The organism is Sorangium sp. So ce381 (assembly GCF_051473845.1).
Lineage (GTDB): Bacteria > Myxococcota_A > Polyangia > Polyangiales > Polyangiaceae > Sorangium > Sorangium atrum.
This window is the reverse complement of record NZ_CP150336.1, coordinates 7,485,281-7,502,904: the sequence shown is the minus strand read 5'-3', so window position 1 is coordinate 7,502,904 and position 17,624 is coordinate 7,485,281. Positions and strand designations below refer to the sequence as shown.

The window sequence follows — 17,624 nt, the reverse complement described above, 5'->3', positions numbered from 1 at the left end:
TCGATCGAAGCGGAGCCGATCGAACGATGGGGCGCCACCGTGGCGCCCGCGTCGCACGGAGAACCATGAAGATCGAAGCGACCAGCGACCTCATCCGCATTGTGTTCGGCAAAGGTCACCCCACCATCGTGTCTGAGGCTGCGAAGAACACCGAGGCTCACGGCGCGCGTCGTCCCATGAGCGCGCGGCCCACCGGCGGCGCGGCGGCGCAGGCCCGCGGCGCCACCGACCTCGCGGCGCTCGACGGGGAGCGGGAGGTTGGCCGCGGCACCGCCGTCCCTCGCTACCAGAGCGCCGTGACCCAGCCGGCCGCCGGCCTCGCGAAGGCCCCGGAGCTCCTCGCCGCGAAGCGGCGCGTGCTGTCCGGAAGCAGGCTACCTGCGGCCTCGGTCCGCTTCGCCGGGCCTGCCGAGATCGACGTCTTCCTCGGTGAGCTCGATCAGGCGATCCGGCCTTTCGAGGACTGCTTGCGAAAGGCAGGGGCCCGACACAGCGACAGGGCCGCCCAGCTCAAGGCCATCATCAAGAAGGCCTCGATCCAGACCAGCAAGACCCGGTTCGAGTGCCCCCGCGACATGGCGGAGTTCGACGCTCGGCTCGAGCGGGTGGTGCGGATGGGTGAGCCGATCGTGCTGGCCATGCCGGAGGGCGGCGGCAAGGTGCCAGTGCCGCTCAAGACAGGCAGGTTCGGCCGGGGGCCCGATTTCGCGGAGTTCCTCGGCATCAAGATGCGAGCCGCGCTGGCGCGCGTCCTGCGCGAGTTCCACCCTGGCGGCGCCCACGTGGTGGTCGTGCCGGATACGTGCCTTCACACCCGCGACATGGGCTTCTGCGCGGACGAGGTCCGGAGCCACCTCGAGCAGCTCTGGCGCGATCTACCCCGCCTCGGCATCCATGACGAGGTGATCGTGGCCGATACCCTCGCGCACCTCCCCTCGGATTGGAGCAGCGTCATCGATCGCAGCGTCGCGGAGGTGGTCGCCTCGATCGCGGAGGATGAAGCGGTGAGGGAGGCGGCGGCCGCCCAGTCGAGGTCGCTGATGTTCATCAAGGACTGTGGCCTCTCCGACGAGGACGAGGCGGTGCTGTTCTATGCCGCCGTGGCAGGGCACCCGGACGGGATCCCCCCCGGGCTCGCCGCCCAGGCCAGGGCCTTCCAGGCGGCGACCGACGAGGTGACGCCCCTTTACATGGCCATCAACCATCATGGCATCCGGGGCCTCGGCTTGATCGAGCGCGTGGTCGACGGGCTCGGCTTCTCGAGCGCGAGCTACCTCCGCGCGAGCGTCCACGCCAAGCCCGGCTGCCCGCGGCCCGCCCTCAGCGTCTTCCATGCCCTGGCGCCGGTCGCCCTCTTGCCGATGCACGCCCTCGGCGTGCGCGTGATCGACGAGACGCCTCGCTGGGGGCTCTCGTTCGATGTCGTCGGGCGGATGCGCGGCTGGCAGGCCGTCTGCGAGGCGACCACCGGCCGCTTCCTGTTCTATGAAACGACGCAGGAAGGCGCCGAGATGGGCGGCGCCTGTGCCGAGCGAGCAGACGCGTGACTGCGCCGCGGAGGCCGGCGGGGACGCCGGCCTCGACCCCTGTCCAGGAACCGAGGAGGAGCCGCGTGCAAGAGTTCGATACGATCGTGGTCGGCGCCGGCATCACCGGCCTCTACTGCAGCTTTCGCCTCGCCGGGCGGCACCCCCGCCGCACCGTCGGGCTCTTCGAAGCCTCGGAGCGGTTCGGGGGCCGGATCGAGACGGTCGACCTCGATGGCTTCCTCGCCGAGTGCGGCCCCATGCGCTTCGAGAAGCGCCGGCAGCGCCTGCTGATGGGGCTGCTCGACGAGCTCGGCCTGAAGACCAGGCCGTTCACCCCGTATGCGGCCGAGCCCGTCCAGGGGCCGCGGTTCTCCCTCGCCCCCGACGAGGCCGGGCCCGCTCATCGACCCCATACGACGCTCGAGCTGATGAAGCTCGCTATCCTGAGGATCTTGAAGGATACCCCGTGGGCGAGCCCCGGTAACCCGGACGACCCCAGGGACGAGAAGCACCGGGAGTGGCTGAGGAGCCTCGCGGAGGACGACTATGCCAGCATGCGCCGCGGCGCCGCGCTGGGAGGGGCCTTCCTCTACGAACAGGGGTTCTGGAACGCGCTGAGCGACGTCCTCAGCCACGGGGCCGTGCTCGCGATCCGGGATCAGGGCACGTTCTTCCACCTGATCCCGGAGAACCCCAATGCCATCGACTGGATCGTCTTCTGGCTTCGCGCGCTGTCCAGCGAGGGGGAGGGGGACGCCTCGCTCGTCAGCATCGAAGGCGGCTCGCGGGCGCTGCCCCTCGCCCTGGTGCGGGAGCTCGAGCGGCGCCCCGAGCAGGTCGCCATCCACCTTCGCCACGCGCTCACGTCGCTCGCGGCAGCGGAAGGGGGGAAGATCCGCCTGCAGTTCGCCCGCGGCGAAGAGACGGTGGAGGCCGTCGCCAAGCACGTGATCCTCGCCTTGCCGCGCAGCCCCCTGATGCGGCTCGCCGGCTGTTTTTCCCGGGAGATCCAGCGGGATCTCGACGCGGTCTTCGGGTTTCCGCTCCTCAAGTGCTTCCTGGTCACGGACGCGCCGTGGTGGACGGGGCGCACGCCGCCCCACAGGAACGCGTCGCTGATGCCCGCCAGGGAGGTCCACACCACCTACCGCGAGAGCGACGGCAAGGGCATGATCATGCTCTACACCGATCGACCGGCCACGGAGTTCTGGAAGGTCTATGTCCAGGGCGAGGCCCACGATCGCGCGGAGATCGACGGCAGCGAGGCGCTGAAGCGGCAGCTCCTGAAATACCTCGGCGTGGATCTCCAGGACCCGGCCGGGCGGCAGCGCGCCGCCGGGACCGTGACGACCTGGGCGATCCGGGACTGGAGCCGGGAGCCGTACGGGGCGGGGGCCCATACCTGGCGGCCAGGCGTCAGGTCGTGGGAGGTCCTCGAGAGGCTGAGGGCGTTCGACCTCCCCGGCAGCGCCGCGCCTGTCGGCAGCGTCCATGTCTGCGGCGAGGCCTACTGCGATTATCAGGGGATCGAGGGCGCGCTCCGCTCGGCCGAGAGCGCGCTCCAGACCGTGCCCTGAGCACCGATGCGGCGCGCTACGGCTCCCGGGGGGGCGCGTACCCGAGCCGCTTGATGCCGAGCGCCTTGAGCTTGTACACGAGCGTGCGCAGCGGCATGCCGAGCGCGCGCGCCGCCTCCGTCTGGTTCCCGCTCGCCTTGCGGAGCGCCTCGACGATCAGCTCGGCCTCGCAGCGCTGCAGCCGCGTCTTCAGGTAGTCCCCGCCCGGGGGCGCGGCCGTGAGCTCTCCGACCTGGTACGGCGGCTCCCCGTCCGCCGCCGGCTCCGAGGTGGGCGTCGCCCGGGCGCGCTCTGGCAGATCCTGCTCGGCGATCCACTCGCCCTCGGCGATGACCACGGCCCGCTCGATCGCGTTCCGCAGCTCCCGCGCGTTCCCCGGCCAGGAGTACGCCCGGAGCCGCGCGAGCGATCCGGCGTCGAAGCCGCGGACCGACCGGCCGTTCGCCTGGTTCGCCTGGTCGAGGAAGCGCAGCGCGAGCGGCTCGATGTCCTCCGGACGCGCCCGGAGCGGCGGGATCGTCATCGTCATCGTGTTCAGGCGGTAGAGCAGATCGCTCCGGAACGCGCCGGACGCGCACATCGCCTCGACGTCGCGGTGGGTGGCCGCGACGACGCGCGCGTCGACGTCGATCGGCTTGTTCGAGCCGACGCGGGTCACCTGCCGCGTCTCGAGCACGCGCAGGAGCGCGGCCTGCACCACGGCCGGCAGCTCGCCGATCTCGTCGAGGAAGACCGTCCCGCCGTCGGCCGCCTCGAACACCCCTCGCTGCTGTTGCCACGCGCCGGTGAACGCGCCGCGCTCGTGGCCGAAGAGCGTGCTCTCGACGAGCTGCTGCGGGATCGCCCCGCAGTTGACGCACACCATCGGCTTGCCGCTCCGCGGGCCGCTGTCGTGGATCGCCCGCGCCACGACCTCCTTGCCCGTCCCCGTCTCGCCCAGCAGGAGGACCGGGATCGACGAGCGCGCGACCCGCTTGACGATCTCGAAGACGCGGCGCATCGCGGGGCTCACGACGACCGGCTCGGCGTGGCCGGGGCCCGGGCTGCTCTTCCATGTCCCGCCCGGCGCCGAGCGCACCGGCTGCTCCACCGTCGCGCTGCGCACGGCGCTCCAGCACCGATCGAGCAGCTCCTCCGCCACGGTCCCCGCGTCGGGGAACGTCGCGAAGCCCGCGAGCACGACGGGCGACCCGCCCCCGGGCGGCGCGGCGAGCGCGCGCGCCACGTCGAGCGCCACCTCGGCCCCGGCCTCGAGCAGCAGCGCCGCCACCACGTCCGAGCTGTAGAGCGCGATCCGGTCCACGGGGCGCAGCAGCGCCCGCACGCGCGGGAACAGGTGGCTCACGTGGGCGCCGGGCTGGCGGGCGACCCGGGCCATCACGACGGCGAAGCTCCGCCCGAAGTACCGCGCGCGCTTCACCTCCTCCTCGAGGGCGACGCGGAGCTGCTCGTGGCTCATCAGCCCTGGCAGCTCGTCCTCGGCCGCCGTGATCGAGCGGACGGCGACCACCACCTTCCCGAGGATCACCTCCTCGCCCGGCTTCACCTCGCCTCGCGTGATGCGCTCGCCGCCGAGCCATGTGCCGTTGGTCGAGCGCAGGTCCTCGATGACGACCCTGTCGCCGGACTGGGTGAAGCGGGCGTGCTCGCGCGAGAGGCTGACGTCGCCGATCTGGACCTGCGACGGCGGCGCGCGGCCGATCACGACCGGCACGCCCGGGCTCAGCACGGCGCGCTCGGCGCCGTCGCGGTGGTAGACGAGCAGGGCGACGCGTCGATCGTCCTGCCTGACACCCTGGATCGCATCGATGAAGCTGCTGGACAGCGGCGTTGTCTCCGGGCCGATGTCCGTCTCGCGAATGACTGCCACGCTGCTCACCCCCTTCTCACACGACCTCGCCTCCTGGCTCGCGGGCGGCGCGCCGCGCCCGTCCGCGCGCTGCCGCGGCGCGCGCCGGCGAGCCCGCCCGCCCGCGCTCCGGGCAGGCGCCCGCTGACGCTGAATTGCGCACCAGCACGGGCGTCTCCGGCGGGCGTGACCCACCAGCTTTGTCCATCAGGGTCCGGTGTTCATGAAGCGCATCCCACGCACCCCGCGCCTCCAACGCGTCCAATGCACCCGCAGCACCTTGCAATTCAAGCACCACCTGAACGTCGAGCTCGGTGGTGACAAGGAGACGGTGTTCCTGATCGGCGAGCGTGAGCGCACCATGCTCCGCGGCCGTGTCTATCTCCTCCTGAGGCCGCTCCTCGACGGCCGGCGGACGGCGGACGAGCTCGTCGCCGCGCTCGACGGCGAGGTCTCCAAGCCCGGCGGGGTCGAGCCGTGGATCGGCCCGGTCTTCCGGCCGGGCGCGCGGCCGTGCTGGGCCGGCGGGGGACGCCCCTGCGTTCGGCGATTTCCACCGGGCGAGCGGCGGCACGGGCCGCCCCCTCGCCCAGGCCAGGGCGAGCGCGCTGTGCGAGGCGATCGAGCGCTACAGCGCGACCTACCAGGGCGACGAGCCCCTGCGACGCGCGCGCCTGGCCGAGCGAAGCCTACCCGTTCCCCGAGCCGCTTGCGCTCGTCGTCGTCGGTTCCGTGGCGCTGGCTTGAGCGATGATAGGCACGGTAAACGAGAAGGTAGACCCATGGCCCACCCTGCTGTCAGCCTCTATGGTGCCATGGTGCGCCTCCACGATCGATTTGGAGATGAAGAGCCCTAGTCCGATTCCCCCGCCGCGCGTGCGCTCCTCGCCGAAGTAACGCTGGAATATTCGGGGCAGCTTGTCGCCGTCGATCCCGACTCCCGTATCCGTCACGCTGAATCGCACGAAGCGGCCTGAGACGCCGGCACGTAGGGCCACCTTCCCTCCGGTCGACGTGAACTTCATCGCATTGATGACGAGGTTGGTGAGCACTTGGTGGATTCGAGCACGGTCACAGAGTATGTGCGGGGTCCCTGCCGGAACATCGTGCTGGAGCTGGATGTTTCTCACCTTTGCGTGGTCGACATGGGCCTCGACCACTTCGGCGAGCAAAGGCTCCACGGGTTCAGTCGCCATGTCGAGGGAGAACCCTCCAGCGTCGATCCGCGCGACGTCGAGCAGGTTGCGGATGATTCCCTCCATCCGCTGTGCCGTCCGGTGAACGAGCGCCGCGCGCCGCGAGATCTCCGCGTTCCCCTCTGCCGTCGAAGCCCTCGAGATCAGCGCGGCGTTCAGATCGATGACGCCGAGCGGATCGCGCAGGTCATGAGCGACCATCGAGAGCATGTCCTCCCTGGCCTGCGCAGCGGAGCGCTCCGCCTCGGCAACCTTCTCGGCCAGCTCGCGCGAGGTGCGCTCGTAGCGGACCGCTTTGCGTGCGTTCTCGCCGAGAGCGCTGAGCGCCGCCCCGATCAGGAATAACAGGACGAGCGCGACAACGTCGACTGAATGGTGGATCTGGAGCAAGAGCCCGCGCGGCTCGAGCCAGTAACTGGCTCCAACAGTGCAAAACACCGTGGCGATGAGCCCCGGCCAGAATCCGCCAAGCCATGCGCTGGCAATGATGAGCATCGCGTAAAGCTGGAGGAGCGGGAGCTTCAGCGGAAGTTCTGAAGGAATGCTGATGGCGAGTGTCAATGCGATTGCGCCGGCAATGAGGGGTACGCCATAGCGCACGACGGGTGAGCTTGAGCAGCGCGCTTCCAGGGAGATTGTCACTTTGGACGAATATGGCCCCGCCTGGTGGGCCATGCAAGCAACCGGGCTCGCATTGCGCTGTCACTGCGAGAGGGTGTGGGCGGAATGATCCGCTCGAGAGCGTCGGCGCATTGGACCTCGACCGCGCGCTCGAACCGCCCCGCAGCGGCGCACGGGTCTCCGCAAACGGGGCTGCGAACTCGGGACCGATGAAGGCCGTTGGGTCGAGCCCTTCGCAACCCCCCGTTCCCGGTCTCCTCAGCAGGGCTTTCCAGCATGCCCAACCCCGCGTTGCGACAGGGTATTCCCTCGACGCAGCGCTCCGGGTGATTCGGGTGATTCGTGCAGAATTACCGGCGACGCAGAATCACCGTGCGACGACGCGTCGCTCGTCCATGCGCTGAACGGCCAAGCACCGGGCGCGGTCTATCCGTCCGTCCGTCCGTCCGTCCGCAGCGAGCGACACGACGGCTACAGGCGGCGCGTCGGGTCACGCCGGAGACTGGCTCGGCCTTAAGCGATATAGAACTATTTGAAATTATTGGAATTTTGTCCGGATTCGCGGCGTCGTCGCAGAAATGCTGACAGGATTTCTGACCGCGGCACCAGGCCAGGTCCAGGGGATTCAGCAGCGGCAGAAGAGGAGATGTCCCGTGCGCGACGGCTATCGCATCCTCGACGCAGATCGTCACGTGATCGAGCCGCTCGATCTGTGGAAGGACCACCTCGAACCGGAGCTCCGCGCCCACGCGCCTTACCTCGCGTACGCAGGCGAGGGCGAACCCCTGGCCGACCGCGTGGCGCACCTCGGGCCGGAGGGGCTGCTCCGGCTCGCACCGCAGCCGATGGTGGATGGCCGGCCGGTCCATCACCGGATGAGCGCGCGGACCAGGCGCGTGATCGCCGCTGCCGGCCGCCGGCGGCTCGGGGCGCTCGCGTCGCTCGGGCCGCTCGATCAGCCGCGGGCGCAGCTCGACGACATGGATCGCGAGGGCATCGACGTGGCGTTCCTTTATCCGACGCTCGCGCTGGCGCTCCTCGGCATGACCGGGCTGGAGCCCGCCCTGGGGAGCGCGTTCGCCAGGGCGTACAATACGTGGTTACGGGGCTTCTGCGATCACGACCCCTCGCGCCTCCGGGGCGTGGCCCTGATGAGCCCGCACGATCCGGCGCAGATGGTGCCCGAGCTCTCGCGCGCGGCCGCGCTCGGCTTCCGCGCCGTCGTGCTCCGGCCGAACCCCGTCGCGGGGCGGACGCTGGGCGACCCTGCGTATGAAGCGTTCTGGGCCGAGTGCGAGCGGCGCTCGATCGCTGTCGCCATCCACGAGGGCACGCACTCTTCCTTGCCGGCGGCCGGCGCCGATCGCTTCCGCACCCGCTTTGCCCTGCACGCCTGCTCGCATCCCATGGAGCAGATGATGGCCTTGCTCGCGCTGATCGAGGGCGGCGTGCTCGAGCGCCACCCCGGCCTGCGGGTGGCCTTCCTCGAGGCCGGCTGCGGGTGGCTGCCCTATTGGCTCTGGCGCCTCGACGAGATCGAGTACCGGGGCCTCGCCGAGGAGGTCGCGCCGCACGTCCGCCGCGACCCGTCCGCGTATTTCCGCCGCCAGTGCTTCGTCGAGATCGAGCCGGACGAGCCGTGCCTGGAGCAGGCCATCCCGTGGCTCGGCGAGGACAGGGCGATCTTCGGGACGGACTTCCCCCACATCGATCACGACGCCGGCATGGTGGAGCGGGCGCTCGCGCTCCGCCGCAGGCTCCCCGGCGAGGGCCTCCGCAAGATCCTATGGGACAACGCCGCCAGCTTCTACGGTATCGACGGATGACTCAGCAGATGACGCCGACCGACCCGGGGTCGCTCGCGAGCTCGGCCAGCGCGACGGGCTGATCGTCCAGCTCCGGCGGCGGTGGGACATAGAGGGTGATGGCGCGCGCCGACGGGTCCCAGCCCTTGCGCTGCTCGCAGAAGCGCAGCGCGTCGCCGCCCGGCGAGCCTGGCTCCCGCGCCTCGCGGATGGTGAGGTCGATCCCCGGCGGCAGCCGATAGCCGCAGCACGCCATCAAGAAGCCCCGTGGGTCGCTCTTCAGCCGATCGAGCTGCGTCGGGTCTTCCCAGCAGATCGCGACGGCGCGCAGCCACGCTCCCTCCAGCTCCAGGAGACCCTCCTCCATCGCGCCTCGCTCGCTCGGGGGGCGCGCCTCCTCGTCGAGATGCGTGGGCTCGCCGTCGGTGTTCGGCATCCTGGACGTGTACTTGGATGACTGATGGGAAAACATGGCACCCTCCACTTGCCGGCGCCGCAGGTCCTGGCGTGGGATATGAGGCTCATGGAACCGGCGCCGCGCGCCGTCGAGCCCTGCGCGCATCCAATGCAGATAAATGCACACGCGATGAGAGCGACCGAGGCGGCGCCGGGGCAGATCAATCAATCATTTCCTGGAGCAGCGCTCGCGCCTCGGCAAAATCGGGAAGATCGGCGCACTCCGCGGGCCAGTCGGTGATCTCCCCGAGCAGGCGGCGCGCCTCGTCGCGCCGGCCCTGCTGCGCGAGCATCCGGCAGAGCGCCAGCGTCGAGCGCAGCTCGAACGTCCGCGCGCCTTGCTCCCGCGCGACAGCGATCGATCGCCGCAAGCACCGCTCGCTCTCCTGCTCGGCGTCGGCGCCGGAGGCGCGGAGAGACAGCGCCCTCAGGCGGCAGAGCTCCGGGAGGTAGTACACGTCCCCCGACTCCTCGGCGAGCAGAAGGCAGCTCGCCAGCTGCTCGATCGCGGCCTCGTGCTGTCCGCGCTCGGCCTCGAGCTCCGCCACCAGCGAGAGCCAGTACGGCAGTCCTGTCTTCTGGCCGGCGTCCCGGATCACCTCGACGTGCTGCCTCAGCTGCTCGAGATCGCGCTGCGCCCAGCAGCGCAGGGCCCAGCAGTGCACCTTGAACCAGAGCTGATGATGCTCCGTCAGCTGCAGCACGGCGTCGGTCACCGCGGCGACCTGCGCCCGCTCGCGGCCATAGTGGTAGACGCCGGCCAGGTGGAGCAGCGCCATCCCGACGCTGTTCAGGTGATCGAGCTCGCGCGCCCACGCCACCGCGGCCTGCCCGTGGGCGAGCGCCTGGGCTGGAAAGCCCATCAGGTAGAGCACCACAGCGAGCGTGTACTGGCCCCAGACCTTGACATCGACGCCGTAGAAGAATGCGTGCTCCCGATGTGCCCGAGGGTCGTAGAGCGCGATGCCGCCATCGAGCTGCTGGCGGGCCTCTGCGAGCTTTCCTTCGAAGAACGAGCACTGTCCCAGCAGCACCATCGACGAGACCAGCTGCCCGGTGTCCTGCGACCGCCTCGCCAGGTCGAGCCACCGCTCCGCGATCGCCCGCGCCTCGGGGCGATGGTTCCGCATGTGGTGGTACCAGAACATCGCCCACAGCGTCGGCGGGGTCATCGAGCTCTCCCCGAGCTCGTCGCTCAGCTCCTCACAGCGGTGGACCGCCGCCTCCAGCTCCTTCGGCATGTACCCGCGCCGGCCGATGAGCGCGAGGATCAGCAGGCTGTTCAGGCGCAGCTCCGCCAGCGCGCGCTCCCGCGCGTCCGCGATGGCCGACAGCCAGCCGAGCGCCTGCGTCACGTGGACGATCGCCTCGGTGTCGTCGGCGTTCGCGGGCCGCTTCAGCGCGCGCTCGGCCGCGATCTCCGCGTACGCGATCGCCCGCTCCAGCTGCTCAGCGGCCGCGTGGTGGTGCGCGAGCAGGTTGGGCCGCGCCGCGACGATCTCGGGGAAGCGCGCCTCGAGCGTCCGGGCGATGGTGGCGTGCACCTTCCGCCGGCTCCGCTTCGAGAGCGACTCGTAGGCCGCGTCCCGGATGAGCACGTGCTTGAACTGGTACGTCGGGTTGTTCAGCCGCCGCTTCCTGTGGATGAGATCCGCGGCCATCAGCCGCTCGAGGTCCTCCTGGACATGCTCCCCGTCGAGCGTGGACACGGCGCAGAGCACGTCCTGGGAGAACTCCCGGCCGAGCGCCGCGGCGATGCGGGCCGTCTCCTTGGCCCTGCCGAGCCGGTCGAGGCGCGCCACCAGGAGGCCCCGCAGCGTCGTGGGGATCGCGAGCGCCGAGAGCGGCTCGGCGAGGCGGTAGTGGTCCCCCTCCTCCACGAGCGCCCCGGACTCGAGCATCATCCGCGTCAGCTCCTCGACGTAGAGCGGGACGCCGTCGGTCCGGTCGACCACCTGCGCCAGCACCGGCTCGGGCAGGGCGCGGCCGCCGGCGAGGCGCGCCACCAGGTGCTCGACGTCCGACCGATCCAGGCGGCTCAGCTGGATCTGGAGCATGCCCGACATCGACCACGGCGGCGAGAACTCGGGCCGCGCGGTGAAGGCCGCCATCAGCCGCGCCGACGGCACGTCGGCGATCATCACGCCGAGCCACTCGAGGGTCGTCGGATCGGCCCACTGCAGGTCCTCGACCACGAACAGGACGGGCTGCTCCTCGGCCATGTCGAAGAGCATCATCACGAGCGCGTTGAGCGTCCGCTCCTTCTGCCGCGGCGGCGGATCCAGCGGGGCGGCGTAGCGCCCCTCCAGGGGGATCGACAGCAGCGCCGCCAGCAGCGGCACCATCTCCGAAAGATCGAAGCCGCGGCGCGAGAGGAGCGCCTCGAGCCGGGCGAGCCGGCGCCCCGTCGCGTCGTCCCGGCCGGTGTCGATCAGCCGCTCCAGGAGCTCGATCAACGGGTAGAGGGCGCTGCTCCGCTGATCGGGCACGCAGCGGCACTCGAGGCAGCTGTGCCGCTCGCCGCGGAGCCGCCGGGCGAGCTCGCCGGTGAGGCGCGACTTGCCGATCCCGGGGCCGCCGGTGATGAGGATGCTCTGCCCGATGCCCTGCCGGACCTGGCCCCAGCGCTGGAGCAGGAGATCGAGCTCCTGGCTCCGGCCGATCAGCGGCTCGGTGTCGCGGCCGGCGATGTCCTGGTCCTGGGCCGGGGGAGGGATCTCCTGCCCCATGCGGTAGACAGCGAGCGGGCGCGCGACGGATGAGAGATCGGGCGGCGCCATCGGCTCGAGCGCGAACCGGCTCCGGAGGAGCCTGAAGGTCTCGCCGCTGACCACGACCGTGCCCGGCGCCGCGATCGCGCTCAGCCGGGCCGCGATCTGCGGTGTCGTCCCGAGGTGCTGCGTGTGCCGCTGGAGCTGGCCTGCGACCACGAGGCCGGTGTGGAGCCCGATCCGGACCTCGAGCGCCACGCCCCGCGCCGCCGTGAGCCGCGCGCTGCGCGCCTTCACGTCCGCCGCGATCTCCAGCGCCGCGCGGGCGGCGCGCCGGGCGTCATCTTCCTGCGCGGAGGGATAGCCGAAGTGCAGCAGGACCTGATCCCCCAGCGCGCCGGCGAAGCGCCCTCGGTGGCGGCGGGCGATCTCGGCGCAGACGTCCTGTTGCTCGTCGAGCAGATCGTCGATCTCCTCGACGTCGGTGGTCTTCAGCCCCGGGCCCGAGGCGGTGAAGGTGCAGCAGACGACGGTGAGGGGCCGCCGTTCGCCGTCGGGTCGCTCCAGCTCCGGTCCCTCGGGCCCCGGCGTGGCCGGCGCCTCCACGCGCCGGGGCGTGGCCGGAGACGGCATCGTCTCGGCCGCCGCGTTGTCGCCGGGCAGCGCCCGGGGCTCCCGCGGGGGCGCGTCGAGCGGCGCCGTCTCGCTCGCGACGCGGCGCCACGGGCTCGCGTCCGCCGCGCCTCGGATCGGGGCTGACGGCGAGCTCCGCGCTCGCGCGGGCTCGGCGAGGTCCTCGCGGCTCAGCGCGTCCACGTCGCAGGCCTCGAGCTCGCGCAGCAGGCCCGAGGCCGTGACGACGCGCGCGGACATGTCCTTGAGGGTCGCGCGCCGGAGGAGGGCGCCGAGCGGGTGCCCGAGGAGCGCCGGGGGGATCGGGATCGGCTCGGGGCTGGCCTGCCGGAAGAGCACCTCTTGCACCGATCTGCCCGTGATCGACGGCCTGCCGGTGAGGCACTCGAGGAAGACGAGCCCCCAGGCGTACAGGTCCGAACGCACGCTCACCGGCTGTCCGAGGAGCTGCTCCGGCGCCGCGTACGCGGGCGTGCAGAGGATCTCGTTGCTCGGGGTGAGCTTGGGGTCGACGCCCTCCATGGCCCCGGCGATGACCGCGCCGATGCCGAAGTCGAGCACCAGCGCGTTTCGCCGCGCGCCGGTCGAGACGATCATGATGTTGCTCGGCTTGAGGTCGCGGTGGACGACGTTCTGCGCGTGGGCGCAGCCGAGGGCGTCGAGGACCTGGAGCATCAGGTACCGCGCCTCGCGCGGATCGAGGGCGATCTCTTCGGCCAGCACCTCCGCCAGGTTCTGGCCGGGCACGAACTCGAAGATCGTATAGAGGGTGCCGTCGTCCGCCTGTCCGGCGTCGATGAGCCGGACGATGTTGGGGTGGTGGAGCTGCGCGCAGAACCGCGCCTCCTGGTGGAAGCGGGCGCAGCGCCGCGCGACGTCGGCGGGCTTGCAGCCCCGGATCGGGTGCATGACCTTGATGGCCACCGCCTGTCCGGTGGCGAGCTGACGCCCCTTGTAGACGTCGGCGAAGCCGCTCTCGCGCAGCGCGGAGACGATCTCGTAGCGCTCCTGGAACACGGCGCCCGACGCGATGGCGCTGTGGCTCATCCCATCTCCCTCCATCGGGCGGCCCGGCGCGGCCGGAGGAGCGGGCGTGATCCGGGGAGGGCGGCGCGCTGCGCCGGCCGGCCCGCCTCATCGATGAAGCGTTTGGACAGAGCGGCTGTCGATCTCGTCAGCACAGCTTGTCCGCGGCCGACCTCGCTGCTCACGTTGGTCCATATAGGGTGGTACTCCGTCGACGTCCGTCGATGCCGACCGGGTTCCGGTGCCTGCGGCGAAGAAACCCCGGAAGGCGCTCGCGTCCGGTCGGCTCCGTCGGGCTTGGCTTCGTGGAGGCGGGCCGGCGTGCGCGAGCGCGCCCCTCGCGGGGCGGCGGCCGAGCTCCTCTTGCGTGTTCGATTCGGCCACAAACTTCTATTGTGGCTGCTGTCGCGGCGACCGGGCGAGTCGCGGCGAACGGCGGCGAATTGACCTCTGGCACGGTCGGTGAGAGGGCAGATCGCGGACTTCGTCGGCGCGCGACGCGCGAGGGGAGCTGCGAGCTTTCCTCCGACGGTGAGAGACGATTCAATGCTTTTCAATCCTTTGTGGAAGGAGCACGAAACATGCTGAGGCAACTGGCGACCCACATCGTTTTGCTCGCGCTGGCGGCGGCTGGTCCGGTCGCGTGCGCGGGCTCGGGTGACAGCCCCGCGGACGCCGGCAGCGTCGCCAGCGGGAGCGGCGGCGCGGCCGCTTCCGGCGGACAGACCTCGGGAGGCGGCGCGACCGGAGGAGACGGCGGAACGGGCGGCAGCGCCGCGGGGAGCGGCGGCGCGGGCGCGGGCGAAGCGGGCACGGGCGGCGCAGGCACCGGCGGCGCGGGCGCCGGCACCGGCGGCACGGGCGGCGCGGGCGAAGCGGGCACCGGCGGCGCGGGCGACGGCGGCGCGGGCGGCGCGGGCACCGGCTGCCCGGGGACGGGGGGAATCACCTACACGCTCGCGAAGGTCGCCTCGCCGACGGCGGAGCAGCAGTCTGCCTACGACAAGATCACGAGCGCGATGGATGAGGCGCTGTCGTACTACAACTGTCACACGAGCATCGAGAAGCGCCTGTCGGTGTCCTACGTGCCGTCGGTCGCGACGGCCGACGGCAACGTCAATGGCTCGATCAGGTTCGGCGCGACGAGCTCCATGAACTACATCACCGCCATGCACGAGATCGGTCACACCGTGGGGGTCGGCAGCCGCGAGTTCGGCGCGCTGGTGGTGGACGGCGTCTTCACGGGCGAGGCGGCGACGCGCCAGCTCAGGGTCATCACGGGCAACGAGAGCGACGTCGTTCACGCGGACACGCAGCACTTCTGGCCGTACGGCCTCAACTACACGACCGAGGTCAAGACGACGGACGATCTCGTGAACCACTGCAAGATCGTGGTCGCCATCCGCGAGGACATCGGGTTCTGACGGAACGATTCACGTCCGAAAATAAAGACCGATGGGGCGCTGAAAGGTAACGGATCCGAATAAGATGGGTTCGATGATCCGACAGGTCTTCGGCGCCACCCGCTTCAACGCGCCCGGCAACTTCACTGGTCTCGATTTCTCTCCGGACTCCAAGACGCTCGTCGCGCTCGTGACCGGCGAAAAGCGCACGAAGGTGCATCGCTTCGCCGTCGACGACGGTCGTGCCCTCGACGAGCAGACGGTGACCGGTTGCTTCACTGGCGTCTCCGCGTTGCCTGACGGCGACCTTCTCCTGTGGGCGCGTGGATCCATCGCGCGCCTCGGCCAGGACGGCGAGCTCTCGTGGAAGCTCGGAGAGAAGGCGACGAAGAAGTTCGCCTTCGCCACCGTGAGCGCCGACGGCGCGAGCGTCGCGACCTACGGCGAAGACTCCGTCGCCAGCGTCTTCGACGCGCGTACCGGCGACCGACTTCACGACCTGAGCGAGCCCGCAGGCGAGATCTTCGCGTTCGCCTTCTCACCCGACGGAGCGACGTTCGCGACCGGCGGACAGAAGGGCATCGTCCGCGTCTTCGATCGCAAGTCGAAGGAGGAGCTCGCCCAGCGAAAGAGCTCCAAGATCCTCGTACTCGCGTTCTCACCCGAGGGCAGCGTGCTCGCCGGCGGCCACGGACAAGGCGACGTCCACCTCTGGGACGGCGCATCGCTCGAGCCCGTCCTCCTCCTGGGCTCGCATCGCTTCCAGGAAGATTATGGCTCGGGCGAGCAGGACGCGGGGCCGGCCGGCTGTCGCTGGCTCGCGTTCCTGGCCGACGGCAAGACGGTGGTCTCGCAAGGCAACGATCGCTACTTTCGCTGGTGGAAGCGCAGCGGCGCGGAGATCCGTCGCGTCCGCACGCCTCGCCACCACGCGTACGGCCAGGGCCCCGCGATGGCGCTCTCGCGCGACGGGAAGTGGCTCGCCGCAGGCTCGACGGCGTCTGGAATCGGCATCTGGACCTCGGACGGTGAGCCGGCTTCGAGCGAGCTCGGGATCGACGCGCCGCACGCGATCGCGCTGAGCCGCGAGCGCGTCGTCGTCGCCGGCTCGTCAGGGATCTGGTCCTGGCGAAGGACCGACGGCACGGTCAGCGAGCGGCGCGCGAGGGGCCCCGCTGCGCTCGCGAACCTCCCGCAGGGAGAGCTGCTCATCGTCGAGCCCCAAAACGCCGTCGTGGTGCGCGAGATCACCGACAAGGGCGAGGCGATCTTCGCGAACGACGCGATCTCTCCCCAGGGCGTGGCGGCGGTCTCGCGCGACGGAAAGACGGTGATGCTCCCCGTCGCGTCGAACGTCGAGCTCTGGGACCGTGCGCGCGGCGTCCGCGCCGCGGCGCTCTCGCACGACGCCAAGGTGTCGGCCTGCACGTTCGGGTCCGACGACACCTGGGCCGTCTCGGTGTCCGACGCGGTCCGGATCTGGCGGCTCGACGATCCGGAGACACCCGTCCAGACGATCGAGCTGGAGAGCGGTGCGCCCGAGTACTGCGGCGGCGTCGCCGTCTCGCGCGTCGGATGGATCGCCGTCAGCATCGATCGTGACATCAGCAATCATTCGTCGGACAGCGCGCTTGTCTTCATCGATCCGCGTTCGGGTGAGGTGACAGCTACCCTCTCCCATCCAGACAAGCGCCTCGGGCAGGTCGCGTTCATCGACGATGCCCGCGCGGTCGTCGTCGACTCCGCGGGCCGTACGAGGACGGCCGACGCCGAGACGGGCAAATGGCTCGACGAGCCCGAGGCTCCGGAAGACGTTGAGTTCCACGGCTTCGAGATCCTCCCGCTCACCGCCTCCGAAGACGGAGCCGAGATCGCGCACATCGACGGGCACGGCAACCTCGCCATCCGCGCGATCGAAGGCGCGAAGGAGCGTGTCGCTCCCTTCGATCTCGGCTTCACCCCGCTGGCAGAGAAGAAGCCGCAGGGCATGTTCGAGGAGCGCCTCGTCGGGACATGCATTCTCTATGCAGGCAGATTCCAGAGCTCGGCGATGGATGTGCGCACGTCGCGCGAGTTCCGCGAAGACATGCTGATCGAGCTCGGCGGCGCGGTCGCGAAGAAGGCGAAGGAGGCGACGCACTTCGTCGGCGCGCGTATTCCGTACGCGAAGCACGTCCCGTCGAAGGCGGAGACCGAGATCGACGCGCGCATCGCCAAGGGCGACAAAGTCATCAAGCTGAGCGAGAAGAAGCTCATCGAGATGCTGCTCCCTACGTTCGAAGAGTCGCGCGCGATGCTGCGAGGTGAGGTCAAAGACGGCATCGAGCGCTGGAACCGCTGGCGGTCGCGCTGGCGCACGTTGAGCGGCGGGTTCGTGCAGCTCTCGGGCATCGATCTCACGGGAGCCGACCTGCGAAAGGCAAACCTCACGGTGATCCCGTTCGAAGAGGCGAAGCTCTCGGACGCGCGCCTCGAGGGGGTCGATCTCTACGACTGCGTCTTCCGCCGCGCCGACCTCCGCGGGGCGGATCTCGAACGCGCTCGCTGCGGCCGCGTCGTCTTCTCGAACGCCGACCTCCGCGAAGCGAAGCTGGCCCGCGCCGAGTTCACCGGCGCCGAGTTCGACGGCGCCGACCTCCGCGGCGCCGACTTCCGCGATGCGGACCTGCGGTACGCGAAGCTCACTGGCGCCAAGCTCGACGGCGCCAGGTTCGACGGCGCCAGGCTCCCGCAGTAGAGCTACCCGGGCGTCGAGCTGACGGTCGCCGCCGGCGACAGCGAGGTCAGCCTGTACGATTCGTCAGGTTCCGAGGGGGCC

9 protein-coding genes and 1 pseudogene are annotated in these 17,624 nt (G+C 70.6%); 6 read left to right on the top strand and 4 right to left on the bottom strand.

Features of this window, described 5'->3' with window-relative positions; genetic code table 11:
• The first annotated feature begins 65 nt into the window (after window positions 1–65).
• Both WMF29_RS27895 and WMF29_RS27890 read left to right on the top strand, forming a co-directional pair.
• Window positions 66–1,547 carry a hypothetical protein gene (locus WMF29_RS27895; protein ID WP_437323178.1) on the top strand — a complete coding sequence of 494 codons (1,482 nt, stop codon included), beginning with the start codon at window positions 66–68 and terminating at the stop codon, window positions 1,545–1,547.
• Window positions 1,548–1,612: 65 nt separating this feature from the next.
• Complete coding sequence (locus WMF29_RS27890) at window positions 1,613–3,106, top strand: flavin monoamine oxidase family protein (protein WP_437323177.1); 1,494 nt, start codon at window positions 1,613–1,615, stop codon at window positions 3,104–3,106.
• Between the two features lie 16 nt (window positions 3,107–3,122).
• Here WMF29_RS27890 and WMF29_RS27885 read toward each other — a convergent pair whose 3' ends face one another.
• Entirely contained in the window at window positions 3,123–4,976 is a 1,854-nt protein-coding gene (locus WMF29_RS27885) for a sigma 54-interacting transcriptional regulator (RefSeq protein WP_437323176.1), read from the bottom strand.
• 202 nt (window positions 4,977–5,178) lie between these two features.
• On the opposite strand from WMF29_RS27885, the pseudogene WMF29_RS27880 reads away from it, so the two are divergent.
• Window positions 5,179–5,355, top strand: a pseudogene (locus tag WMF29_RS27880) (hypothetical protein); the annotation flags it as partial.
• Window positions 5,356–5,644: 289 nt separating this feature from the next.
• Here the strand turns inward: WMF29_RS27880 and WMF29_RS27875 are convergent.
• Window positions 5,645–6,751 carry a sensor histidine kinase gene (locus WMF29_RS27875; protein ID WP_437323175.1) on the bottom strand — a complete coding sequence of 369 codons (1,107 nt, stop codon included), beginning with the start codon at window positions 6,749–6,751 and terminating at the stop codon, window positions 5,645–5,647.
• A 674-nt stretch (window positions 6,752–7,425) separates the two neighbouring features.
• On the opposite strand from WMF29_RS27875, the gene WMF29_RS27870 reads away from it, so the two are divergent.
• On the top strand, window positions 7,426–8,598 hold the full coding sequence (locus tag WMF29_RS27870) for an amidohydrolase family protein (protein ID WP_437323174.1): 1,173 nt from the start codon (window positions 7,426–7,428) through the stop codon (window positions 8,596–8,598).
• A 1-nt stretch (window position 8,599) separates the two neighbouring features.
• Here the strand turns inward: WMF29_RS27870 and WMF29_RS27865 are convergent, their stop codons facing one another.
• Both WMF29_RS27865 and WMF29_RS27860 read right to left on the bottom strand, forming a co-directional pair.
• Entirely contained in the window at window positions 8,600–9,049 is a 450-nt protein-coding gene (locus WMF29_RS27865; protein ID WP_437323173.1) for a BMA_0021/BMA_0022 family TOMM bacteriocin, read from the bottom strand.
• Window positions 9,050–9,194: 145 nt separating this feature from the next.
• The gene (locus WMF29_RS27860; protein WP_437323172.1) at window positions 9,195–13,424 is read right to left on the bottom strand and encodes a TOMM system kinase/cyclase fusion protein; all 4,230 of its coding nucleotides are present in this window, start codon (window positions 13,422–13,424) and stop codon (window positions 9,195–9,197) included.
• 560 nt (window positions 13,425–13,984) lie between these two features.
• On the opposite strand from WMF29_RS27860, the gene WMF29_RS27855 reads away from it, so the two are divergent.
• Together WMF29_RS27855 and WMF29_RS27850 are read left to right on the top strand one after the other, a co-directional pair.
• Window positions 13,985–14,827 (top strand): hypothetical protein, encoded by an 843-nt coding sequence (locus tag WMF29_RS27855; protein WP_437323171.1) that lies wholly within the window; start codon window positions 13,985–13,987, stop codon window positions 14,825–14,827.
• Window positions 14,828–14,900: 73 nt separating this feature from the next.
• Window positions 14,901–17,543, top strand: coding sequence for a pentapeptide repeat-containing protein (locus WMF29_RS27850; protein ID WP_437323170.1), 2,643 nt, complete (start codon window positions 14,901–14,903; stop codon window positions 17,541–17,543).
• Window positions 17,544–17,624: the final 81 nt, after the last annotated feature.